At 40.4% G+C, this 24,178-nt stretch carries 22 protein-coding genes; 2 read left to right on the plus strand and 20 right to left on the minus strand.

The genetic code is table 11. The features are described 5' to 3' along the window. Positions 1–462: 462 nt before the first annotated feature. From CSV80_RS09200 to CSV80_RS09215, 4 genes are all read right to left on the minus strand, one after another. On the minus strand, positions 463–2,145 hold the full coding sequence (locus tag CSV80_RS09200; protein ID WP_099670598.1) for a methyl-accepting chemotaxis protein: 1,683 nt from the start codon (positions 2,143–2,145) through the stop codon (positions 463–465). A 231-nt stretch (positions 2,146–2,376) separates the two neighbouring features. Then, positions 2,377–2,799, minus strand: coding sequence for an amidohydrolase family protein (locus CSV80_RS09205; protein WP_143560476.1), 423 nt, complete (start codon positions 2,797–2,799; stop codon positions 2,377–2,379). Then, positions 2,774–3,613, minus strand: a complete 840-nt coding sequence (locus tag CSV80_RS09210) for an amidohydrolase family protein (RefSeq protein ID WP_099670600.1) — start codon at positions 3,611–3,613, stop codon at positions 2,774–2,776. Before CSV80_RS09210 ends, CSV80_RS09205 begins: the two co-directional genes overlap by 26 nt. Continuing rightward, positions 3,614–3,910 carry a hypothetical protein gene (locus CSV80_RS09215; protein ID WP_099670601.1) on the minus strand — a complete coding sequence of 99 codons (297 nt, stop codon included), beginning with the start codon at positions 3,908–3,910 and terminating at the stop codon, positions 3,614–3,616. It abuts the gene before it with no gap. 440 nt (positions 3,911–4,350) lie between these two features. Between CSV80_RS09215 and CSV80_RS09220 the strand changes: the two genes are divergently transcribed. Continuing rightward, on the plus strand, positions 4,351–4,572 hold the full coding sequence (locus CSV80_RS09220) for a hypothetical protein (protein WP_099670602.1): 222 nt from the start codon (positions 4,351–4,353) through the stop codon (positions 4,570–4,572). A gap of 401 nt (positions 4,573–4,973) precedes the next feature. On the opposite strand, the gene rlmD is transcribed toward CSV80_RS09220, so the two are convergent. The 4 genes from rlmD to CSV80_RS09235 form a co-directional block, all read right to left on the minus strand. Further along, on the minus strand, positions 4,974–6,338 hold the full coding sequence (gene rlmD / locus CSV80_RS09225) for a 23S rRNA (uracil(1939)-C(5))-methyltransferase RlmD (protein WP_099670603.1): 1,365 nt from the start codon (positions 6,336–6,338) through the stop codon (positions 4,974–4,976). Between the two features lie 66 nt (positions 6,339–6,404). Beyond that, positions 6,405–6,539: a cytochrome bd oxidase small subunit CydS family protein gene (gene cydS / locus CSV80_RS18030; RefSeq protein ID WP_255407648.1), complete on the minus strand. Its 135-nt coding sequence runs from the start codon at positions 6,537–6,539 to the stop codon at positions 6,405–6,407. Between the two features lie 12 nt (positions 6,540–6,551). Beyond that, complete coding sequence (locus tag CSV80_RS09230) at positions 6,552–7,577, minus strand: cytochrome d ubiquinol oxidase subunit II (protein WP_099670604.1); 1,026 nt, start codon at positions 7,575–7,577, stop codon at positions 6,552–6,554. After that, positions 7,574–8,920 carry a cytochrome ubiquinol oxidase subunit I gene (locus CSV80_RS09235; protein ID WP_099670605.1) on the minus strand — a complete coding sequence of 449 codons (1,347 nt, stop codon included), beginning with the start codon at positions 8,918–8,920 and terminating at the stop codon, positions 7,574–7,576. Before CSV80_RS09235 ends, CSV80_RS09230 begins: the two co-directional genes overlap by 4 nt. A 307-nt stretch (positions 8,921–9,227) precedes the next feature. Here CSV80_RS09235 and CSV80_RS09240 point away from each other — a divergent pair, with 307 nt between their 5' ends. Beyond that, complete coding sequence (locus CSV80_RS09240; RefSeq protein ID WP_099635282.1) at positions 9,228–9,659, plus strand: NUDIX hydrolase; 432 nt, start codon at positions 9,228–9,230, stop codon at positions 9,657–9,659. Positions 9,660–9,775: 116 nt separating this feature from the next. Here the strand turns inward: CSV80_RS09240 and CSV80_RS09245 are convergent, their stop codons facing one another. The 12 genes from CSV80_RS09245 to CSV80_RS09300 form a co-directional block, all read right to left on the minus strand. Further along, positions 9,776–10,699 carry a diacylglycerol kinase gene (locus tag CSV80_RS09245; protein WP_099670606.1) on the minus strand — a complete coding sequence of 308 codons (924 nt, stop codon included), beginning with the start codon at positions 10,697–10,699 and terminating at the stop codon, positions 9,776–9,778. A gap of 75 nt (positions 10,700–10,774) precedes the next feature. Beyond that, positions 10,775–11,344: a thioredoxin family protein gene (locus CSV80_RS09250; RefSeq protein ID WP_099670607.1), complete on the minus strand. Its 570-nt coding sequence runs from the start codon at positions 11,342–11,344 to the stop codon at positions 10,775–10,777. Between the two features lie 98 nt (positions 11,345–11,442). Continuing rightward, the gene (gene gatB / locus CSV80_RS09255; protein ID WP_029054964.1) at positions 11,443–12,873 is read right to left on the minus strand and encodes an Asp-tRNA(Asn)/Glu-tRNA(Gln) amidotransferase subunit GatB; all 1,431 of its coding nucleotides are present in this window, start codon (positions 12,871–12,873) and stop codon (positions 11,443–11,445) included. 2 nt (positions 12,874–12,875) lie between these two features. Next, the gene (gene gatA / locus CSV80_RS09260) at positions 12,876–14,339 is read right to left on the minus strand and encodes an Asp-tRNA(Asn)/Glu-tRNA(Gln) amidotransferase subunit GatA (RefSeq protein ID WP_099670608.1); all 1,464 of its coding nucleotides are present in this window, start codon (positions 14,337–14,339) and stop codon (positions 12,876–12,878) included. Positions 14,340–14,395: 56 nt separating this feature from the next. Continuing rightward, a complete protein-coding gene (gene gatC / locus CSV80_RS09265; protein ID WP_029054966.1) occupies positions 14,396–14,683 on the minus strand; it encodes an Asp-tRNA(Asn)/Glu-tRNA(Gln) amidotransferase subunit GatC in 288 nt (95 codons plus the stop codon). Positions 14,684–14,771: 88 nt separating this feature from the next. Then, positions 14,772–15,905, minus strand: a complete 1,134-nt coding sequence (locus tag CSV80_RS09270) for a CamS family sex pheromone protein (protein ID WP_099670609.1) — start codon at positions 15,903–15,905, stop codon at positions 14,772–14,774. Next, positions 15,889–17,916, minus strand: a complete 2,028-nt coding sequence (gene ligA, locus CSV80_RS09275) for an NAD-dependent DNA ligase LigA (protein WP_099670610.1) — start codon at positions 17,914–17,916, stop codon at positions 15,889–15,891. Before ligA ends, CSV80_RS09270 begins: the two co-directional genes overlap by 17 nt. Before the next feature lie 27 nt (positions 17,917–17,943). After that, complete coding sequence (pcrA, locus tag CSV80_RS09280) at positions 17,944–20,178, minus strand: DNA helicase PcrA (RefSeq protein ID WP_099670611.1); 2,235 nt, start codon at positions 20,176–20,178, stop codon at positions 17,944–17,946. Positions 20,179–20,222: 44 nt separating this feature from the next. Next, positions 20,223–20,921, minus strand: coding sequence for a heptaprenylglyceryl phosphate synthase (pcrB, locus tag CSV80_RS09285; RefSeq protein WP_099670612.1), 699 nt, complete (start codon positions 20,919–20,921; stop codon positions 20,223–20,225). A gap of 82 nt (positions 20,922–21,003) precedes the next feature. Further along, complete coding sequence (locus CSV80_RS09290; RefSeq protein ID WP_083033852.1) at positions 21,004–21,324, minus strand: YerC/YecD family TrpR-related protein; 321 nt, start codon at positions 21,322–21,324, stop codon at positions 21,004–21,006. A gap of 26 nt (positions 21,325–21,350) precedes the next feature. Beyond that, complete coding sequence (locus CSV80_RS09295) at positions 21,351–22,361, minus strand: DUF3048 domain-containing protein (RefSeq protein ID WP_099670613.1); 1,011 nt, start codon at positions 22,359–22,361, stop codon at positions 21,351–21,353. A gap of 9 nt (positions 22,362–22,370) precedes the next feature. Then, complete coding sequence (locus CSV80_RS09300) at positions 22,371–24,086, minus strand: adenine deaminase C-terminal domain-containing protein (RefSeq protein WP_099670614.1); 1,716 nt, start codon at positions 24,084–24,086, stop codon at positions 22,371–22,373. Between the last annotated feature and the right edge of the window lie 92 nt (positions 24,087–24,178).

Raw genomic sequence — 24,178 nt, forward strand, 5'->3', positions numbered from 1 at the left:
TATTTAAATAAATATATTCAGTAGTACAAAATAATATGATCATCAAAAATATTTCGGAATAGTATCTTTAAAATAACATTTCTATTATACAAACTATTTACCTATTTGTTATACTTATCAACTTTTTACTAATAAAACTATAGTAGATCCTAAATTAAACTTCTTAACATCCACCTCTCTCAAAATTCTGAAAAATCTCCCCTAATTGTAAACCACGTTTACTGACCAGTCAATCTTTTTTATAGAGCATTTTATTAATAATACTAGTATTCAAATAACAGGTCTACGCGTATAAAAAAACGTAGCCAGAAAAGACTCGGTTATTTATCACCGTCATCTTTTCCAGCTACGTATTGTAAGAGTGCTTAGTGGCGCAATTTAAGCATCAGTTTTATGTCCATTTTTACGGGGCTTGACCACATGTACATAAAAATCAATATATAGAAACTGTCTCTCGTGAAATTAAAGTTTAAATTGCAGCACCATTCCGTTCAGTTTCTCGGCTAGTTCGGCAAGTTGTCTGGAACTTCCTGCTACTTCTTCCATCGAACTGCTTGTTTGTTGTGAGGAGGCAGAGGTTTGTTCTACTCCCGCGGATGATTCTTCAGAAATTGCTGCAATTTCCTCAATGGAACCTCTCATCTTCTGACTGTTTCCTGCAATCTCAGATAAGTTTTCCGTGACGGTATGAATATGCCTAACCATTTCTGTCACAGCATTACTAATTCCATTGAATGTCTCAGTCGTATTATTTATTTGATTCGTGCCTTTTTCTACTTCTTCATAACCCTCTAGCAATGATCCTGCTACAGAACTTGATTCATTTTGGATACTCGTTACGTTGTCTGTTATATCCGTTACAGACACAGTCACCTGTTCTGCAAGTTTTTTCACTTCCTCTGCTACAACAGCAAAACCTTTTCCATGTTCACCTGCTCTTGCTGCTTCAATTGCGGCATTTAAGGCCAACAGATTCGTTTGATTAGCAATATCCTTTATCACGACAACCAACTTGGATATTTCTTGGGATTGTGCATCCAATCCTTGGATTTTCTGAACTGCTTCCTTCACAATTTGGTCAATCTTAGCCATTTGTTCATTCGAAGACTCCATTAATTGACTACCTTCTGAAGTCATAGAAAGCACTTCACTTGAAGCGCGTTGAATATGTTCACCTTTTTCATTCGCCTCTTCGACTTTACTTGTAAAGGACTCCATCATAACAGCCAGTTCACTTGCACTCCTAGCCTCCCCTTCGACACCGACAGCCAACTCTTGCATCGTAACTGCAATTTGATGCGCAGCTGCATTCACCTCATCCGCTGACTGGATTAATTCTTCACTTTGACCTGTTACGGAATCGGAAACTATATTGATTTGATTTAATAACTGACGCGTATTGTTGCTCATTTCATTTGTCGCATTGATAAGTTGAGCGATTTCGTCTCTAGTTCGTGTTCCAAGCATTTCTCCACTTAAATCCCCTTTTGCTATTTCATCCATTCGATCCCTCACCATTGTTATCGGTTTGGTTATCATATTTGCAGTCAGAAGAGCAGCAGCTACGCTAAGTACAATCACTAAAATGGTGACGATTGCAACAATACGAAGTGTTGCTTCTCCCCCAGCAATAATTTCTTGCTCAATCTTATTGATAGTTGTTTGGCTGTCTTCAGCCATTTTTTCATAACCGGCCATGATCTCACGAACCATAACGGTAGCTGCATCCAAATTTTGAATCGCTACCTCTGTGTTCCCTTTATCATACTCGTCAAAGACGTCTGAAGCAATCTTCGTCCGCCAAGCAATCGTCTGTTCGATAAGCTGATTGAATTCCTCTGTGGCACCAATCTCCTTTACTATATCCCCATAGTATGCCCCTTGTTCCGTATATTCGTTGAAGCGATCTTTGTAGTCCCCTCCGAATAATACATACCCACGAGCAGTCCCTATCCGATTTGCCATTGATAATGCCAATTGATCGTTGGCAATTAACAGCGGAAGCTCTTTCTCTACAATATTTCTCGCTTCTTTATTGCTCTTCATAATTACTGAAATGTTATAAACACCCAATAGAATGACTAATAAAATAACAAGTGAAAACGCGAATAACAATTTAATTTTGATACTTTTGAAGTTAAACATTTTCTCCAATCCTCTTCTCCGATTTATTCATATCATGTCTTCTACTAACTTTATTAATATCGGATTATTTTGCCTGGTTTGAAGTGATAAAATGCCTTTCGTTTTTTACCAATTATCCATTCCGGGTACATAAGTGACTGTCACTCAAAAATAATTTTAGGTCTCCCTAAATTATGTTCAATTTATATAGGAAATGAATTCTTCATTGTGCCCGATTTGCACTGTGCAATGCTATTCAATTTCGTTTTTTTTTCGGTCAATTACTTTTTCGCCTCGAAAGAAAACTTTACTTATACTTTCAACACTTGTAATTTCTAAACCTGGAATACCTTCAGCTACTAGGAAGTTGGCATCCAATCCTTGCTCTAATCTTCCAAAACTATTTTCCCGGCCTAATAATGCTGCTGGATTTGCAGTAAGTAATGCCAAAATTTCATTTTCACCGTAGTTATTTTCTTTTAAAAGGTTCATGGCAGGATGGGCAATTAACATTAATACATCAGGCCCCCTCAATGTCTGATCCTTAAATGGCAGCCAAGTATTTCCTTGATATGGCGGTAAATAAGCATCTGTTGAAATTGAGACAGTAATATTATTATTCACTAGTCTAAGAACTTCTTCTGGAGAATTAGGAGGCAAATGAGTTCCACCCATAGGGGGCAACTATTTCCACATGTTGTTTTGAAGCCCGTTCTATTAACCGGTCCGTGATGCCATGTGCATGGTGCAAAACATCCACTTCGGCATCTAGTGCCATTTTTATTCTATACTCACCAGCTACATGAACACCAACCCGCTTTCCACACTGATGGTATATTTCTACAATCCTTTTTAATTCCTCTAATGTATAAATGACTTCTCCTGCCCTTGGAACTTCATCTACAGTAAAGTTTGCCGGCGTTGCATTAATAAATATGTTTTCGCCTGGATAGTCACTTGCTTGCGCAATCATTTGTACCAAATTCGGGTCAATTAAATCTGCTTTCTCGACGATTTTTGAATGTGTAACTGCCGTGAAATGAGCTAGCTTTTCGAAGCCAATCGATATGCTTGTCGTTGCAAAAGAAACATCCAACGGCATATTTAAAACAGCCTTCCGGTAATCGTTAATAGAAAAATCAAAGTGTGGATGTCCACATATTTGTTCTCCCACTGCTGTTATTCCTGCTGATAGAGCATCTAAAAGAAGTGCTTTACCTACATCAAAATGATCATTTGGTAGGTCAGGATATAGTGAAGATGGTGCAAACTCTAATAGATGAGTGTGGCAATCAACTAAAGAGGGCGTAATGACGTAAGCCGAGTAATCAATAACAAAGAAACTCGGATACCGTTTTTGAAGCTTCCTCCAATTTCCTAAATCTAAAATTTTCCCATTTAAAACTACCAAAGCCCCGTTTTCAATCGTCCCTAACCTGCTGACAGTAACAATCTTTTTCCCTTTTATGATATAACCTGCACTCTTCATCTAGTTCACCAAAAACGGCGTTAAGAAGACCGCCAATGCCCAAGTAGTTGCAAATCGAAGGATCAAGCCTATCAATGTGGCTTTTAAAGCTTCTTTTTCGTTGAGATTGGATGTTTCTACCCAAGTTACAGGTACCTGACCAAAGATAACGGATAAGGGTAAACCAGAGTTTGCCAATACAAACGCTCCTACAATCAATTGGGGATCTACTGTACTTGGTAACTCTGCAAGTTGAGCAACCGCCAGCGTAGGTGCCGCAAGTATTGAAATAATTCCCGTCGCGGGTTCAATACTCATAAATGTTAAGACAGTTGATAAAGATGCTTCAATAGCACCCCAAACACCAAAAAACTTTAATGCTCCTATAAAGAAAATACAGCTGCAACTGCTGGAATTATGATTAACAAAAGAAGCTCTACACAATTGACAAGCGAATTAGGAGCGAATAGTAAAATAAGCAATGAGAGTAACACTAACAAGACCCCATTTTTTTCAAAAACATACTATTTAGATCTCGAGGACTTAACCTTAGTAGATACTTGTTTGTTCTTCATATCATGCCCTCCTGCCGTTTTACTAATTTATGTGCGAATGCACCAGTTTGTATATGTCTAAGTAAAGGGTACCTGCGTGACAAACAAATTGGTATGCAAAATCACCTGCCCACGTTCTAATTCACAATCACCTTCATAGAATGGATATATACCAACACTCATTTTAAATAAGGGGATTAGAAAATGTATGCCATTCATTATTTTGAAAACAAAATTGAAGTTCTCAATGTAGCATCACGGATAATACCAGCCGTGGATGAAAGCGTGAGGATAAAAGGGCGTAACGGAAAAGTCATAAGTGTTGAGAAGATAGGAGAAACTAAATACTTTGTGGTTGTCGAGTTTGAAAAGAATGTTGAAAAAGGCAACACAAACTTCAGAAGTATTGGTATGAAAAGAAAATGACTTTTTATTGATTACGTTCATGGTGATAATTCAAAATGCCTGTACAACATTGAATTCAATGTAGCACAGGCATTATTTATTAATCGTTTCTGACCATCCACGACATTACATTCTTCATTTTCCTGTATGTAAAATCACAAAATCAATTCCGTATTCTATACCTTCTTGCTATGCATTATAGGTAACAACAAAAAGCGTGTTTGTAGACTTTACACTTCATCTATATGAACATTGATATAACGACAAAGCTAATTTCATTCCAGCTAACATCTTAAATATTCTTTATATTAATTCTTATTGAACTAAGGCCATCAGTAAATCCCCCGAACCGTTCGTCCGAGGGGAAACATAAAACACACTTTACTATTCAACTGAAAACCGATAAATCTAACGCTACCAAACTATGTCAATTCCAGCCAAGCTACGCACTCCACATGACTACTATGCGGGAACATATCTACCGGCTGGACTTCCTTCGTGCGATAGCCCCCATCTTCAAGAATGCGTAAATCTCGCGCCAATGTTCCTGGATTACAAGACACATACACAATCTTCTTCGGCTTATACGTTAGAATGGTTTCTAGTAATTTTTCATCGCACCCTTTACGTGGTGGATCAACGACTAATACATCAAACTGCTTACCTTGCGCGTACCACTTTGGAATAATCTCTTCTGCCGGACCTGCTTCAAAGCGTGCGTTGGTAATATTGTTTAGTTCCGCGTTACGCTTTGCATCTTCTATCGCCTGCGGTACTATTTCAACTCCGTATACTTCCTTCGCTTGTTTAGCCAAGAACAATGAAATCGTTCCTATTCCACAATACGCATCCACTACCGTTTCATTTCCGGTCAGGTTCGCAAAATCAAGTGCCTGTTGGTACAATACTTCCGTTTGTACAGGATTTATTTGATAGAAAGATCGTGCTGAAATCTCGAATTCAATATCTCCAATTCGATCAATGATGACATCTGCTCCATATAGATTAATCATTTCATTCCCCATGATGACATTCGTTTTCGCTGTATTCACATTTTGCATAATAGACGTCACATTCGGTAATTGTTGCTGAATTAATTCGACTACCGCGTCTTTTTGCGGGAATTTTTTATGTCGAGTCACGAGTACAACCATCACTTGACCTGTCTGACGTGCTTTTCTAACGATCAAGTGACGCAGCATGCCTTTGTGTGTATGTTCATCATATGTCTCGATACCCAGCTGTTGAAGTTTATACTTAAGCATCGCCATCAGTTCGTCTGCTTCTATCGTTTGGATCAGACAAACATCTGTATCCACGATGTGATGCGTACGAGCTTTATAGAAACCCGTAATTACACGGTCGTTCTCCGTATCGAATGGTATTTGTGATTTATTACGATAACGCCACGGATCATCCATCCCCTTCACTTCATGCACAGGTACGTCAGGAAGCTTAGCGATCCGGTCCATTACATCGCGGACAGATTTACGTTTCTGAATCAACTGGCTCTCATAGGACAAATGCTGCAATTGGCAGCCTCCACATGTCGGGAATACATGACAAGGCGGTGTCACACGGGATGAGGATGGTTCCACGATATTCAGTAACTTCGCAAATCCGTATTTTTTCAATGTCTTCAATACATGGATATCGACTGTTTCCCCAGGCAATGTCCCTTGAATAAATAAAGGATAGCCTTCTACTTTCGCTACGCCCGCTCCATCATGTGTTAGATCTTCTATAGTCACTCGTATTTTTTCATTTTTATTTACTGCAAAGCTCATGATCTTTCCTCCATCTTTCAGATACTCCTAGTGTACCATGGGAAGCAAACAAAAAAACAGACGGAATCACACGTCTGTTTTTTCACTGTTTTCATATTCATTCTTTGTCACTGCATCGTCCTTCAAGACTACAAAGAACGATAGTGCGATACCTGCGATAATGACCAAAAAAGGTGCATAGAAAATCAAAAATTCATTCATCTTAATGCCCCCTTATGCATGGTGATTTTCTTTTCCTTTTACATATTCTTTATTGAACAAGAACATACGTAATAGTAAATAAAGCGATGGGATCAACAGCAATAACCCACATATGAATGCAATGATTAAAGCAATCGCCATTGCTTGGTTCGTAAAGCTATCGTAAATAGTCAAGTACGGGTAGAGCAAGTATGGATAATGTGATGCACCATAACCGAAGAAGGCGAACATGAACTGTCCTATTAGTAATCCGAATGCTACACCATATTGATGCTGTTTCCAAATGAGGTAAACCGTTCCCAGGAACAGTATGAACGATATTAGAAACATCGGCCAGAATGTTTGAATACTCTCGTAATGTAGCGGGTTATGTTTACGTAATTCGAATATAATCCCACCTGCAGCAATGATCGTCGGCAATGCCCAGATGAGTGCATATTTCCTCAAAAGTTGCGTCGCCTCCCGATCCCCAGCTTTATTCGCATACCACGTCAAAAATGCTGATGAGATATACAGTGTTGCCGCTATGCTAAGGACTACAATTGACCAAGTAAGCGGGCTGGTGAACAACTTCCAGTAATCTAAAACCGGCTGCCCATTCACTAATTCAATAAATCCGCCTTCAGAAATCGTCAATACGATCGACAGTGATGCCGGAAGTAATAAACCCGTCGAACCATAGGCAAAAGAATATCCTTTATGGCCACGGGCTCCATACGTCTCAAATGCATAGTAGGAACCCCGTACTGCCAGAAGAATAATGGCAAAACTAACCGGGACTAGCAATGTAGTGCCATAATAAAAGGCGGTTTTCGGGAAAAATCCAATAATCCCCACGAAGAAGAAGACTAGAAAAACATTCGTTACTTCCCAGACTGGTGACAAATAGCGCTGAATGACATTAGTCAATATTCGCTGTCGGCCCGTAAATAAACTGTAAGCGTTGAAAAAACCTGCTCCAAAATCAATCGCACCAATCATAATGTAGCCGAACAAAAACACCCACAATACCGTAATCCCAAGAATTTCGATATTCATCGAATGTCACCGCCTTTCTCCCGCTGCCGATCTATGATTTCTTGTTCTACAGGATTCCCGATGAACATTCTTCTTAATACAACCACACTACCGATACCGAGAACGAGGTATAGAAGCGCAAAGAGTACAAGCATAGTCGGTACCTGCCCACTAGTCGTCGCACCTTCAGCAGTTCGCATAATATTACGTAATATCCACGGCTGACGGCCTACTTCTGCTAACCACCAACCCGCTTCGAGTGAGATGAAAACAAGCGGTCCTCCTATAACGATTAGCCACCGGAATAAGCGAGACTCGATAAATGACCATCTTCGCCACATACCTATCCAGTATATAGCCGACAACATCATTAACATCATTCCGATCGTTACCATAATATCAAAGAGGTAATGGATATACAGTGGAGGTGTATCTTCTTCAGGAAACTGATCCAACCCAACGACTTCAGCACTGGGTGAACCGTGCGCTAAGATGGAAAGTGCATATGGTATTTTAATGGCGTATTTAACTTCCCCATCCTCCAACACACCGTACAGAATTAAGGGAGCATTTTCTTCCGTCTCAAAATGCCATTCCGCAGCCGCCAGCTTTTCAGGTTGATACTCCGCTAAATACTTTCCTGATAAATCACCAACCAGCGCTGCACTCACGCTAAAGATGAATCCCACTTTCAAAGTGAGATATAAAGCTTTTTTATGGTAGACATGATTTGAACCACGCAACAAACGAAACGCTGCAATGGCAGCCAATAAAAAAGCGGATGTCATATAAGCTGTCCCGACTACGTGTGCCACTTTTGTGGGCATGGCAGGATTGAACATTGCCACAAGAGGGTTGACGTTGATCAATTCCCCATTAACCAAATTAAAGCCTTGTGGTGCATTCATGAAGGCGTTTACGATGGTTATGAATACTGCAGAGAATGAAGCTCCAAGCGCGACTGGAATAAGGAGTAGAAAATGTTTCTTTTGGTTTTCAAAACGATCCCATGTATATAGGTAAATACCGAGGAAAATCGCTTCAAAAAAGAAAGCGAATGTCTCCATGAATAATGGTAAAGCAATTACATTTCCCGCCAGCTCCATAAAGTTTGGCCATAATAAGGACAGCTGTAACCCAATTGCTGTTCCTGTCACAACCCCGACGGCTACAGTGATGACGAAACCGCGCGCCCAACGTCTGGCCAGCAAGATATAGTGCTCATCGTTTTTCTTGATACCAACCCACTGGGCCAGCATGATCATAAGTGGGACACCTACCCCAATCGTTGCATAGATAATATGAAATGATAATGTCAATTCAGTCAACACTCTGGAATAAAAAACTGAGTCCACACAGCCCACCTCCTTCCTACGAAAATAGTCTTCCAATAATTGATAGCAGCATAATACCCGCGACAATAAATGCCAACCACATCAGATGCTTTTCTTGTCTTTTATACACACCATCACTCCCTACGTAGTTCTATTTTAGGGTTTCCCTTAAAACTCATTTCAATAACCTGTTTCCCAAAAGAAATTTGTCGAAATTTAGACGTATTTTCATATTCAGAGCACATCTAATTGTTGTATAATAATCGATTAACTCATTTCACTTGTATTTCTCATTAATTTACAGTATAATGGATTGACTAATGAGAGGTGAAAGTGAATGAAAAGAGTAAAAAGAAAAGTATTAGCGTATATTACAAAAGGGGAAGGCAGACACCGTAAATTGCTTGTTTATGAGCAAAAAGATCAGCCTGAAGCAGGTTTACAAGTTCCTGGTGGTACAATCGAACGCAACGAACTACTATTGGATGCTTTGTATCGAGAAATCGAAGAAGAATCCGGTATCGTGCGTGATGAACTTATACTAGAAGGTAAAGTTAAAGCTTCAAAATACTTCCCAGAAGATAAAAACGTTATTTATGAACGTACGATTTTCCATTTTTCTTATCTAGGAGAAAACAAGCATGAATGGGAATATATCGTAGAAGGTGAAGGTAAAGACGCAGGTCAATTATTCAGTTATCGTTGGATGCCGTTGCAAGAAGTTCCAAAGTTAGCTGCTAAACAAGGAGAAGCGATTGAATACATCTAATATCGACCTGATACGATGCGTATTGCATCGGGCTCACCCAATTAATTTTTCACAATAAAAGACTATTCCATCCGAACGTTAGAACTTCGACTGGAATAGTCTTTTTACTTTTTCTTTTATTTGATTTTCTTCACTTGATCCTGCGGACGTAACTTCTGTAGTGGTACAAACATCTCGACATGTTGATATAAATTCTGGAAAGTAGCGGGCAACACGCCACCGTACTCTCCATCCAAGTTCAATAACACTTCATTTTTGGAAGTCACCACAATTTTTTCCGCCTTCGCTGAAACAACTAAAGGATCATCCAAATGTTCTCCACGAGAAGCTAATGTAACCACACGAATAAATTCTGCGATATTGCATTTCTTTAATATAAGCAATGTGAAATATCCATCATTAATACTCGAGTTAGGTGCTAATTTCTCAAACCCACCAACTGAGTTGGTCAAACCAATCAAAAACATCATAGCTTCTTCATCAAACACATTTCCATCATACTCAATACGGAGATGACTGGAATGTATAGAAGGTAACATTTCAATACCTTTTAAATAATAAGCCAGCTGGCCAATTACTGTTTTTAGACGGCTTGGTACTTCATATGTCAATTCCGTCATTCGACCGCCACCCGCTATATTAATAAAATAGCGATCATTCATCAAACCTACATCGACCGGAATGGAATCTCCTTGGCAAATGATATCTACAGCATCATCAATCTCTCTCGGAATACGCAACGCTCTTGCGAAATCATTCGTTGTACCCATAGGAATCAAACCGATTTTTGGACGTTTATCAAAATGGCCGATACCTGCAACTACTTCATTGAGCGTCCCATCGCCGCCAGCAGCAATAATAACATCGAATCCTCTGCGAACCGCGTCTCGTGCTGCTACTGTAGCATCACCTTCACGAGTTGTAGCGTGAGCGGATGTTTCATAACCCGCATTCTCCAATTTTTCGAGGACTTCTGCTAAATGTTTACGGAAGACTTCTCTTCCTGCAGTAGGATTATAAATAATGCGTGCACGTTTCATACACTTTCCCCTCGATCCTTTCGCGTCTGAAACAAGTCAGACCTTTACCATTTCCAAATGGTTTCTTACAAATAGTTACTTAGACAATTGTAAAACAGGAAGCCATGTTGAACGAATATCACTATAAACAGCAAGCCAATTCTCAGGTTTAGATGTATATTCAGACATCAACTGAGAATAAAACATTTTTTGTTTCTCTTCAAAATTAGGTGCATCTTTAGCCGGTAACTGCGCGCGACCATCCATCACATATTTCTGAAGAACCGGTGCTCGAGGTCCCCACTTTTCGACTACCTCACCTGCTGCATTTAATAGTAGATACATGGGAATTGAGCGTCCGCCATTTGTCAAATATCGGTCAATCAGCTCTGGATTCTCATCCCTCAACACAGCGCGAACATTTATATTAGCAGCTTCCGTAATCTTTCGAAGGATTGGATTATTCAGCATCGCATCACCACACCAGTCTTCTGTAATGACTAATACATGAGGTTGTTTTTCTTTCAGCAATTCAATAAATTCATCATCCTGTGGTACTTCAAATGCATTATAGATCAAAAAACTGTTTTCCTTATGTGTTTCCATTTTGTCCATATACGTTTGAAGTGATACAGCTTCTTCAAAATATTGTTGTTCTGTTTTCAATACAATCCCCCCTGTTTCACTGAATAAGTTAACGTAGAAAAACGTCCAGGTTCAGACTATTTTGGCCTCTCCTGGAACGTTTTCATTTGATTAATAAATTAACGCTTCTTGATCTCTTCCATCAATAATTTATTAACAAGCGGTGGATTGGCTTGTCCTTTTGTTGCTTTCATAACTTGTCCAACTAAGAACCCAACTGCGCGATCTTTACCATTTTTAAAGTCTTCAATTGATTGTTCATTGTTGTCCAAGATGTCAGTAATGATTGTACGCAATGTACCTTCATCAGAAATTTGAACAAGTCCTTTTTCTTTGACGATATCAGCAGGATTTCCACCTTTTTTCACAAGGTCAATAAATACTTTTTTCGCGATTTTAGAAGAAATTGTACCATCTGTAATCAATTTTACAAGCTGCGCCAAGCTTTCAGGTGTCAATGGAGTGTCATGTAGTTCTTTCGATTCTGCATTTAGATAAGCTGATACATCGCCCATCAACCAGTTGGAAGCCAATTTTGGATCCGCTCCAGCTTTTACTGTTGCATCAAAGAAATCAGACATTTCCTTTGTTAAAGTTAGTACGTGTGCATCATATTCCGGTAAATCCAGTTCAGATACATATCGTGCTTTACGAGCATCCGGTAATTCTGGGATTTCTTTACGAACACGATCAATCCATTCTTGTTCGATGTGAACTTCAGGCAAGTCTGGATCGTTGATAAAGCGGTAATCATTGGCACTGCCTTTGATTCGCATTAATACTGTGTCACCAGTTGCTTCGTCATAACGACGAGTTTCTTGTTGAATAGTACCACCAGACAATAGAATTTTCTCTTGACGTGCTACTTCATTCGCAATGCCGCGGCGAATAAAGTTAAACGAGTTCAAGTTTTTCAACTCTGTTTTTGTACCAAATTTCTCCTGACCGAATGGACGCAGTGAAATATTTGCATCACAACGAAGTGAGCCTTCTTCCATACGTACATCAGATACGCCTGTATATTGAATAATCGCTTTTAGTTTTTCCAAAAATGCATATGCTTCCTCTGGAGAACGTACGTCTGCTTCTGTAACAATTTCAATTAACGGTGTTCCTTGACGGTTCAGGTCTACTAATGAATGACCATTTTCTGTATGCGTCAGTTTTCCTGCATCTTCTTCTAAATGTACACGTTCAATGCGGATTTTCTTCTTCTTACCGTCTACTTCAATTTCAATCCAACCATTTGCTCCTACAGGACGCTTGTCTTGAGAGATTTGGTATGCTTTCGGATTATCTGGGTAGAAGTAGTGCTTGCGGTCAAAGTTCATGATCGGCGCAACGTCACAGTTCAACGCCATAGACGCCTTCATTCCAAATTCAACAGCTTTTTTATTTAACGTAGGTAAAACACCAGGATATGCGATGTCTGTAACGTGAATATTCTTATTTGGCTCTGCACCGAAATGAGCAGGTGCTGGAGACATGATTTTAGTGTCTGTTTTAAGCTCTACGTGGATTTCTAATCCGACAATTGTCTCGAAGTTCATGATTATTTCCCCTCCTGAATCGATGGAGTACGCTTGTGGAAATCTGTAGCTTGCTCATAAGCATGAGCGACTTTGTATAATGTTTCCTCGTCAAAGTGCTTACCCATAATTTGCAATCCAACCGGTAGTTCATTAACGAAACCACATGGTACGGATAATGCTGGACGGCCTGTAAGGTTCGCAGGTACAGCCAAAACATCATTTGCATAATGAACGAGCTGATCTCCGCCAGTTTCGCCAAGCTTAAATGCCGTTGTAGCAGTAGTTGGTCCGATGACTACATCATACTTTTCAAATACAGTATCAAAGTCTTGTGCGATCAATGTACGTGTCTTTTGTGCGCGTACATACAAATCCTCATGATGATCCGCACTCATTGCATACGTTCCGAAGATAATACGTTTTTTCACTTCATCGCCAAATCCTTCTTGACGTGTACGGAAATATGCTTGCTCTAGGTTTTCAGCATTTTCTGTGTGATAGCCATAACGCAATCCGTCAAAACGTGAAAGATTGGATTGAGCTTCCGAAGAAGATATTACATAATACGTAGTTGGCGCATATTGAATATGTGGCAATTCCACTTCTTCACAAACCGCTCCAAGGGATTCCAATACAGTAATTGCTTCTCTTACTGCTGTTGCGATTTCTGCATCAACACCTTCACCTAGGTATGGTGTTGGAACTGCAACTTTTAGACCGTTAATATCGCCTGTAAGAGCTGCCGTGAAATCCGGAACCGCTTTTGCTGAAGATGAACTATCATTGTCATCTTCACCTGCGATTACGCTAAGCAATAATGCATTATCTTCCACAGTGCGTGACAATGTACCGATTTGATCAAGTGAAGAAGCAAACGCTGTTAAACCGAAACGTGAAATACGACCGTATGTAGGCTTCATTCCAACAATTCCACAGAATGCAGCTGGTTGACGAACCGAGCCGCCAGTATCCGAACCAAGGGATAGTGGGACTTCTCCTGCTGCTACTGCTGCTGCAGAACCACCTGAAGAGCCACCTGGCACATAATCTGTATTCCATGGGTTTAATGTATTACCGAAATAAGATGTTTCAGTTGTAGAACCCATGGCAAATTCATCCATATTGAGCTTCCCCATATTAATGGCACCGGCAGCTTCTAATTTATCTATAGCCGTTGCATTATAAACAGGTACGAAGTCTTCCAACATTTTACTTGCACATGTTGTCGTCATATCTTTTGTTACAATATTATCCTTAATTCCGATTGGAACTCCAAAAAGACTGCCACGTGTATTAGCAGCTTCTTGATCAAGCTGTTCTGCACGTTTGGTTGCCTCTTCTTTTGCGACATGAATGAACGCGTGAATTTTCTCTTCTCGTTGTTCAATCGTTTGTAATGTTGCTTCTGTTATTTCTTTAGCAGTAACTTCCCCTTTTTGTAAAAGAGCTTGAAGTTCTGTTGCTGTTTTACTAGTTAACGTCATCACTTTTCCTCCTACTATCATTGTGCCATGAATGGTATTCTATACTGCGAATTCGATTACAGAATATCTGGGACCTTGATAAGTCCATCTTCCTGATCTTCTGCACTGGCTAGCATTACTTCACGGTCCAAGATATCTTTTGGCTCATCTTCACGTAAGACGTTGATCATAGCAACTGGATGCGTCATAGGTTTTACGTCTGTAACATCCACTTCTTTTAAATTACTTACACTTTCAATCAAATCTGCTATCTGTGCAGAGAATTTTTCTTTGTCTTCTTCGGAGAGGCCAATACGGACGAAATCCGCAAAATACTTGACGTCTTCATTCGAAAATGTTGTCATACATTGTTCCTCCTCATTTTGCAATCGTACAATTAATCATACCATTTAATCAGTTTCTTGGAAAGTTCGTGTTACTACCTAAAAACTGTCAATATCCATAGACGTGTACAAACGGTTCTTCTCGATCATTGTCATTCACAATTAGCACTTCGGGTCCATTAACTGACGTTACACTTACTTCGATGGGAACATCTTTAAAATGCGTTTTAACCAGTGAAGTCAAGTATTGCGAAAATCCAATCAGCTCTGTCTTGCCAAAAAATTGTATAGGAATTTCCACTCGTAATGAATATAGTTTCTGGTCTTTATAGAAAGCTGTTCCAATGACATTCACAAAGCTTGGGAAGTAATCATCAATGTCTTGTTTGAAGTTCTTGAATGTCGTATTCAAGTCACGATAATTTCCCGTTGATGAAGACGCGGGAAGTAATACATATTGCTCGTCCACTTCTTTCCAACCAGTAAATTCTTTTTTTCCTTTTGCAGCAAATGAAGTGGCAAAATATGTGCCTGGCACAATATCGTTTCGACTTTCTTGCTTAAACAACCCGACCGCTATTGGAATATCCGCAAGCTCCGGTTTACTACGCAATCTACTCAAAATAATATCTGCCATCTTCTTGCCTTTTTCTTCAATTGTCTTATCATCAATCCGGCGTTCGCTGCCTTCACGTGGATAATAAATCGAGTTCATTGCAAGTCCGATAGATATCCCCGCTAATTTCACTTTTTTGTCATCTGTCATTTGTAAGTAGTTTTGCTCTACGATATGCGCAAGATAAATCGGTGCTTCATCCGCAATTTGAGCTGGTGACATATCATCAGTAATTGCAGGATTGAGACCTGCTTCAAAGTTTGATTTTCTGGAGATCCATTGCTTCGCAGTATCGCGGTCTATATACTGACCTTCCTGGAAGAAATAATCTTTAGGATCGTAATATAGCGAAGACAAGCGCAATAAGCCTTCCTCTGTTTCCTGAATATCATACTTCGTATTGAGATTATTGACGACCAACCCTCGGCTTGCACTCTTTTTAAATGGAACTGGTGTCCTGTAGTACTCCTTTTTAACTTGAGTATCAGGAATGAGCACCATTTCCTGCTCACTTTCTTCTGTTTCTTGCACTGCTTTTTCCGAATCATCGCTCGGCGCCGGTACACACCCTGTCAGCAAGACTGCTGACAGAATGCCCGTCATAAGCCATTTAGTCGTTGTTTTCATTCATATCCACTCCAAGGGCATCAAGCATGGCTTGTTCGTCCCAAATTTCAATCTCTAATTCTTGCGCTTTCGTCAATTTGGAGCCTGCATCTTCGCCTGCAATGACCAGATCCGTTTTCTTACTGACACTGCCACTGACAGTCCCGCCAAGCGATTCAATTCGTTCTTTAGCTTCTCCACGCGTCAATTCCGCGAGCTTACCTGTTAGGACAATTGTTTTTCCAGCGAAAGGTCCGGTAGTTGGCAACTCTTCACGTGTGGCACCTTTATAAACCGTATTCACACCATAGGAACGCAACTTGTTCATTACTTCCTGAACTTCTTCCGTACTAAAGTAAGTAGTCACAGAATCAGCAACAATCGCACCGATTTCAAAAATATTTACAAGTTCTTCTTCTGTTGCTTGTTCTAACGCATCGAGGGTACGATACTCTTCCGCTAAGATTCTTGCGACTTTTTCACCGACATGGCGAACGCCCAACCCAAATAGCAATTTCTCTAATGAATTCTCTTTAGACTGTTCAATAGCCGTCAAGATATTTGTTGCGGATTTCTCTCCGATCCGTTCCAAGCTCAATAGTGACTCTTTCGTTAAGGTATATAAATCAGATACATCTTGTACCAAATCAGTAGTATACAATTGTTCAATTAGCTTTTCACCAACACCATCGATATTCATGGCTCTTCTTGAAACGAAATGGATTAATGCTTCTTTCATCTGCGCAGGACATTTAGGATTCACACAACGCAGCGCCACTTCCCCTTCAATCCTAACAAGTTCTGAATCGCATACAGGACAGTTATCAGGCATATGGAACGGTTCTTCTTCACCCGTTCGCTGTTCTTTCAATGCCATGACGATTTCGGGAATGATATCGCCTGCCTTTCGCAACACGACGTGATCACCAATACGAATATCTTTCTCACGGATCAAGTCTTCGTTATGCAAAGATGCTCGCCCCACTGTTGTACCTGCTACAAGAACCGGTTCCAGAATACCTGTTGGTGTCACTACACCTGTCCGGCCTACGCTTAACTCAATATCCAACAGTTGAGTGTGCACTTCTTCTGCAGGAAACTTATAAGCAATAGCCCATTTAGGACTCTTTGCTGTATAACCCAGTTGTTCTTGCGATTCGAAGTTATCAACTTTTATTACAATACCATCAATTTCATAATCGAGGTTGAGTCTATTTTCTGTCCAGTAGGCTACGTATTCTAATACTTCTTCAATTGTCGTACAGCGCTTACGTTCCTTATTCGTCGTCAATCCTAGTTCATCCACTTTATTGAGCGCATCCGAGTGACTGTCTAAGCCATATACTTCCGCATCGCCGCCTACTGCATAAATGAAAGTAGCTAAATTTCTACTCTCCGCTACTTTTGAATCCAATTGACGAAGTGATCCTGCAGCTGCATTTCGTGGATTGGCAAAAGGTACTTCACCCGCTTCATCACGGTCTTCATTCAATTTAACAAATGAATTCTTGGGCATATACGCTTCGCCACGCACTTCAATTGTTAAAGACTCATCCAATTTATGCGGTATCGAGCGAATAGTTTTTAAGTTGGCTGTGATGTCTTCTCCGACTGAGCCGTCTCCACGAGTAGCGCCTTGTACAAGACGACCATTTTCATATTGCAATGAAACGGCAAGACCATCGATCTTCAGTTCACAAACGTACACAGCATTCCCAGTCGCTTCTTTCACACGCCTGTCGAAATCCTTTAAGTCTTCTTCGTTAAATGCATTTGCCAAACTAAGCATCGGATGACGATGAACGACTTTATTAAACACCTCGAGTGGTGCTCCGCCAACTCGTTGTGTCGGTGAATCCGGGTAGATTAAGTCAGGATGTTCTTCTTCAATCGCCAACAATTCCTTCATCTTCTCATCATATTCTGAATCGGGAACGATAGGGGCATCCAACTCATAGTATGCACGCCCGTATTCATGCAAGGTTTTATTGAGCTCCGCTACCCGCTTCTCTAGTTCTAGAACATCATCCATCTACTCTCCACACTCCTTAGGAACGCTTTATTCTTTTTCAATCGGTGCAAATTTAGCTAATAGTCGCTTGATACCTACTGGGTTAGGGAATGCAATGTCCAGTTCCATATCATCTGCCTTCCCTTTCACACTCACAACCGTTCCAGTTCCCCATATTTTATGGGACGCCTTATCTCCTGGTTTCCACTGCATTTTTTCTCCGCCACTTTCATTATAGGCCGGACGTTTGACTGCAGGACGTCTGGTTTTCGCTTTAGGTGCTTGAGCGAAAGGCACACTCATGCCATTCCCATCTGCCAATAGCTCTGTTAGTTCGTCTGAAATTTCATTGAGAAAACGAGATGGTTGATTGAAGTTTGATTTACCGAACAACATCCGGTGACCTGCACTTGTCAGGTAAAGGCGCTGTTCCGCGCGTGTAATCGCAACATACGCGAGTCTTCGTTCTTCTTCCATTTCTTCCGGATCTGCAAGTGCTCGAATATGTGGGAATATGTTTTCTTCCATGCCAAGCACAAAGACCACAGGGAATTCTAAGCCCTTTGCTGCGTGCATCGTCATTAGGACGATTTTCTCGGTGGAAGTGTTCTCTTCTTTATCTAAAGTATCAATATCCGCTACTAAAGCGAGGTCAGTCAAGAATGCAACGAGGGAAGGTTCTTCCTCTTCTTCAGCTGCACGTTTCTCAAACGCTTCTGTAACCGATAAAAACTCTTCAATGTTTTCAAGACGGCTTTCTGCCTCGATTGATTTTTCTTTTTCCAACATCTCACGATAGCCTGATTTGTCAATAACTTCTTTCACTAGTTCGGTGATTGATAAAAATTCTTGCATTTGAGTGAATCCATTGATCAATTCATGGAATTTCACCGCTTCTGTTAATGCTCTTTTAGGTAAGCCCATAAAATCTACTTCCTGCAATGAATCGAAAATGGAGCGGTCATTTTGTAATGCAAACGTCGCCATACGTTCAAATGAAGTTGCACCGATACTTCGTTTTGGTTCATTAATAATTCTTGCCAGCGCTAGGTCATCATCATGATTCGCAATTAGACGTAAGTAAGCGAGTAAATCTTTAATCTCTTTTCGATCATAGAATTTCGTGCCGCCTACAATTGTATAATCAAGGTTTGACTTTAATAAGTATTCCTCAATTAGACGGGACTGTGCGTTAGTTCGGTATAAAATTGCAAATTGATCCAATGGTAATCCGAGTTTTTCTTTCAATTCAATGATTTGTTGGACAACAAATTGTGATTCATCTTTTTCATCGCGCGCTTTATAAATGGAGATTAATTCACCCTCGGGGTTATCTGTGCGCAATTTCTTATCATAGCGACTTTTATTATTGTCGATCACTTCATTTGCTGCTTGCAAAATTCTCTTGGTGGAACGGTAGTTTTGCTCTAAAAGAATGACATTCGCTTCTTTATAATCTTTTTCAAAAGATAGTATGTTACCAATATCCGCACCACGCCAGCGATAGATCGACTGATCGGAGTCACCTACTACACAGACATTACGGAATTTTGATGCCAGCATTTTGACGAGACGATACTGCGCATTGTTTGTATCTTGGTACTCATCCACATGAATATACTGAAATTTATTTTGATAATACTCAAGCACTTCAGGAACTCGTTCAAACAAGACTGTTGTCATCATGATCAAGTCATCAAAATCCATCGACTGGTTTTGACGTAACTTTTTAGTATAACGATCATAGATATCAGCTACTGTACGTTCATGAGGGTTTTGAGGATTCGAATTTTTACGGAATTCAATCGCGTCTATACATTCGTTTTTCGCATTGCCAATAATTCCGAGCATCGCACGTGGATCATTCTGTTTCGGATCGAGATTCAGTTCTTTCAATACACGTTTCATTGCAGTCAATTGATCCGCACTGTCAAGGATAGTGAAATTTTTAGATAAGCCGATTCGATCTACGAACCTGCGTAAAATTCGAACACACATCGAGTGGAAAGTTGAAACCCACATACGTTCTCCAGAGCCTGGACCTAGTAATCCATCAATTCGGTCACGCATTTCACGTGCCGCCTTATTTGTAAATGTAATGGCTAATATATTGGACGGGTACACTTGTTTTTCCACAACCAAATATGCAATTCGGTGCGTCAATACACGAGTCTTCCCTGAACCTGCACCCGCCATAATGAGCAACGGTCCCTCTGTCGTTTTGACTGCACGCGCTTGCTCGGGATTCATGCCTTTTAATAAATCATCTGATAGTTTATTCATATTAGTACCGCCTTTTAGGAACGTTTGTTCTAATTATATACTACTCACATAGGTAAAGGAACAGATTTCACAGCATCGACTGTTTTAAGAGCCACTTGTAGATCATCGTATACAACATTTCCTACCACTACAGTATCTGCAATGGCCGCCATTTCTTTCGCTTGTTCTGTTGAGCGAATTCCACCACCATAAAAGAGACGCGTGTTAGTAAGTAATTCTTTTGCTGACCGAACAATTTGTGGATCGCCGTATTGCCCACTGTACTCTAAATAAAAAATCGGCAAGGTAAATAAGTGCTCAGCCATCCGTGCATATGCTTGTACATCTTCTTCATCCGGAACACGGTCTACGCCAGTCACCTTTGCAGCTGTACAATCCAGATTAAAAATGCAGTAACCTTCTGTAACCAGCTCATCGAAGTTCATCATATGGCCGTATTCCCGAAGGGCTTCGTGATGCAAGCCGTTCAGCCATTTTGAATCCGTTGTGTTTAAGACAGTTGGAATGAAGTAATAATCGAATCCTGGCGTGACGGATTCAACAGTAGATACTTCCAATGCAAGTGGTACGGAAAAACGACGGAAACGTGCAAGTAAATCAAGTACGTTTTCCAATGTGACACCGTCAGACCCACCAATGATGACTCCATCCGTTCCAGACTCCGCTATGGCTTCTACTTGTTTATCTGATATATTTTTCGCTGGATCAATTTTAAATGCATGTCGCCATGTTTTATAGTCCATTTTTTATTTCCACCTTCTTTTGTCATAGTAGTTATATATAACTTTTAAAAAACCGGTGGGGTATTATCCCTGGCCGGTTGTGTTAGTTGTTTTTTGTTTGATTGTTTTGAAGTTCAGGGTAAAGTCGATCCAACATAAGGTTGTAGCCACCAGACCCGTAGTCTACGCAACGGCGTATGCGGGAGATCGTAGCTGTACTTGCGCCTGTTTCTTGTTGGATGCTGTCATAGGTTTTTTTCAGTTTGAGTTTATGGGCTACATCCAGTCTTTGTGCCAGTGATTGGACTTCACTCATCGTGCAAATATCATCGAAAAACATATAACATTCTTCTACATCTTTTAGTTCTAGAATTGCTTGGAACAACTGATCTATTTGTTCTCCGCGGATTTTATCTATTTGCATGTTCTCGCCCTCTCTCTATGTCGATCTTACGGAGTATAAGTGACGGAAGTAGAAGGACCTGATAATGATGGCACAATGTGGATCCAAGTTTTCCCGGCTGTTAATTTAACAGGTACACCTTGTTCCACTGGAGTTAAAAATCCATCTTTATTTTGCCATTCGATCGGTTTAGCGATCCCTTCATGAAACAGCATAGCTTGGCCGCCAGATTCTAGATCAATTGTGAGCCTGCCTTGTTGATCAACTGTTTGATGAGCCATTTCCATCACGATGATATTCGCCAGTTCTATACGTCGTTCGTTTAACTTATCTACTGTATCAATACCGTTTACAGATCGATAATACCGATTTTCTTCTTGATCATATTGATACGTACTAATGAAATTCGGATCTGAACTGTACGATACTTGAACCGCTGATGCTATATCCCCTATTTTATCACTTTCATCAGGATTAAGGAAAGAAAAGGACGGCTGTGCAGTGATTTTTTCAGATGCATTCACAAGACCAAATGCTTCTGCAATATGTTTCTTTGAAATATACGAGTTATGCGGAGCTTGACGATCTGCTGAACGTTCGAATAAAGTCCCGTCATGATTTATGCCATTTATATGATCGACTACCCGATCATCAAGTAATTTCTTTGCATCCGGACTATAACCGTGAGCGATATAAAATGCATCCATACCTTCTGCTAAGTTTACGAAATAATCACGAGCACTTCGAATAGGACCTATCTGATCAGGTACTTTACTTTGAAATAGTGCAGCGAAGCGCGTAACTTGACCTTCTGCTAAGAATTCATATATCTGATCTGCATCTGAAAGTCCCGACTGTGGACGAGCAGCAGGTATATTACTAATTGTTGCTATAATAGGACGGTTGTCGATTGCATCTGTAATTTCACCTGTAAAAGGAGATACTTCAATCGAATTTTGTTGTTCCTCTGGTTCAGGTTGACCTTTCGAAGAACAACCCCCAAGACATAACAAGCTAACCGCGGCCGTCAAGAGTAACTTTCGTCCATTCCATCTCAATATATGTTCCTACCTTTCTACATGAGGTATTAATAGTTCATTTTTCATTACTTGCACGACACCAATCGGCGTGATGCGGACATACGGCAAGTGAACAGACTGAAGGAATAACAGCGTATATACGGCATCTCCATGCGCATAGCCACGCTCTCTTAATGCCTTTTTCATAGCTAACTCTTCTTCAATGATGGTTTCCATCGGTTGAACAGACAATCCGCCGGCAACTTGTAGTGGTAACGTTTCAATTATCTTACCATTTTCAGCGAGTGCCATGCCCCCGCCTATTTTCTTAATTTCATTAAACGCTCTCTTCATCTCTTGCCAATCCTGCCCAATCAATAATACATCACCCGTATTTGAATAGGAAGATGCAAAACCTTGCAGATTATTCCCGAACCCTTTCAACATCGTATTGACTCGCCACTTGCCTTTCTTATCCAATAACATCAAATAGCATTCATCACCAGAAGCAATAGTTGGACTACTGAGATCCAGTTCGCTTTCATATACTTTCGTAATCACATCATTCATCATTTGAATTCCCATTGAAGATGGGAATGTGAAGTCTTCATCTGTCAGTTTATAAGGTAATTCAAATGCCGGCAACGCTTTCCAGTCCACCGCTTTGAAAGCATCAGAAGATATACTATCTCGGAGTACCCACTTCCCTTTTGATAATACATCAGTTGGCACTGGATTATGTTCATCCTCTAAAAAGTTCAATGTCGCAAAACGGCCTGTCGCAATTACACTATGCAAATCCGTAATATCGTAGTACCTCGCCACGTTATATGATGCCATTTGATACGCATCGATCGGTGGTACTCCCGCGTCAAGTGCTATCTGAATGCATTGGTCCATTACGCCTTCACGGTAGAACGATGGTGTGGAACCATCTGTCGTCATCATCAAATGATCAAAAACATCCCATTCCTTCTCAACAATACCTTTCAATAAATCTGGAAGGTCTGGACGAATTGAAGAGTAGCGTAATGTGGCAGCATAGCCTTGCTGCAATCGTCTTTCCACTTCGTCCACAGTCATCGCCTCATGATCGCCGTCTGCTCCAAGCAATTTCATTCGGGCCAGTGTACGTTCCGATGCGCCTGGGAAATGTCCTTCGATCTTTTTACCAAGTCGTTTTGATTCCATTAAAGACTGCATGATATTTTGATCACCTTGTAGTAGTCTAGGCCAACCTGTCAGCTCTCCTGTCATCAATACATCAGGACGCTCCATCCATTTCACAATATCTACGGGATTGAAAAGCTCTTTTTCATTTTGCAATACAGTTTGCGAATCAACACGTGCCCACCAATAAAATGAGAATGGCAGTTCATTCAGTTGATCAATAAACGTAAACGCTGTTTGCTGATCCAGCATCGAGAACAAGATGAGATTATCTGAGATAAAAGTTGTTGTTCCTCGACGTGCTGCATAGTCAGCAAATGTTTCTGGATTATATAATTGGAAGGGATGAACATGCGGCTCGATGTATCCCGGGACTATTTTCTTGCCGAAAGCATCAACACATTCTGTTCCTTCAAGCATAGCCGGCATGCGCTCCCCTACATAAATGATTCGGTCACCTTGAATCCAAATGTTTCCTTGCGCCCATTTCTTGAATATAGAATGTAAGTACGTAGCATTTTTAATTACGATATCAGGAGCTTTCTGTCCATCAATAATTGCAAGTTGTGACTGTATTTCTTTCGCACTCCACATGCCGATCACCGTCCCTAAAAGTAGTTTTCTAGTTTGTTAACTATTGCTTTATCGTAACATAGCAATTCAATCTGGAATAGCTACGTCACATA

Origin of the sequence: Sporosarcina sp. P12(2017), from assembly GCF_002743035.1 — a bacterium.
Classification (GTDB): Bacteria; Bacillota; Bacilli; order Bacillales_A; family Planococcaceae; genus Sporosarcina; species Sporosarcina ureae.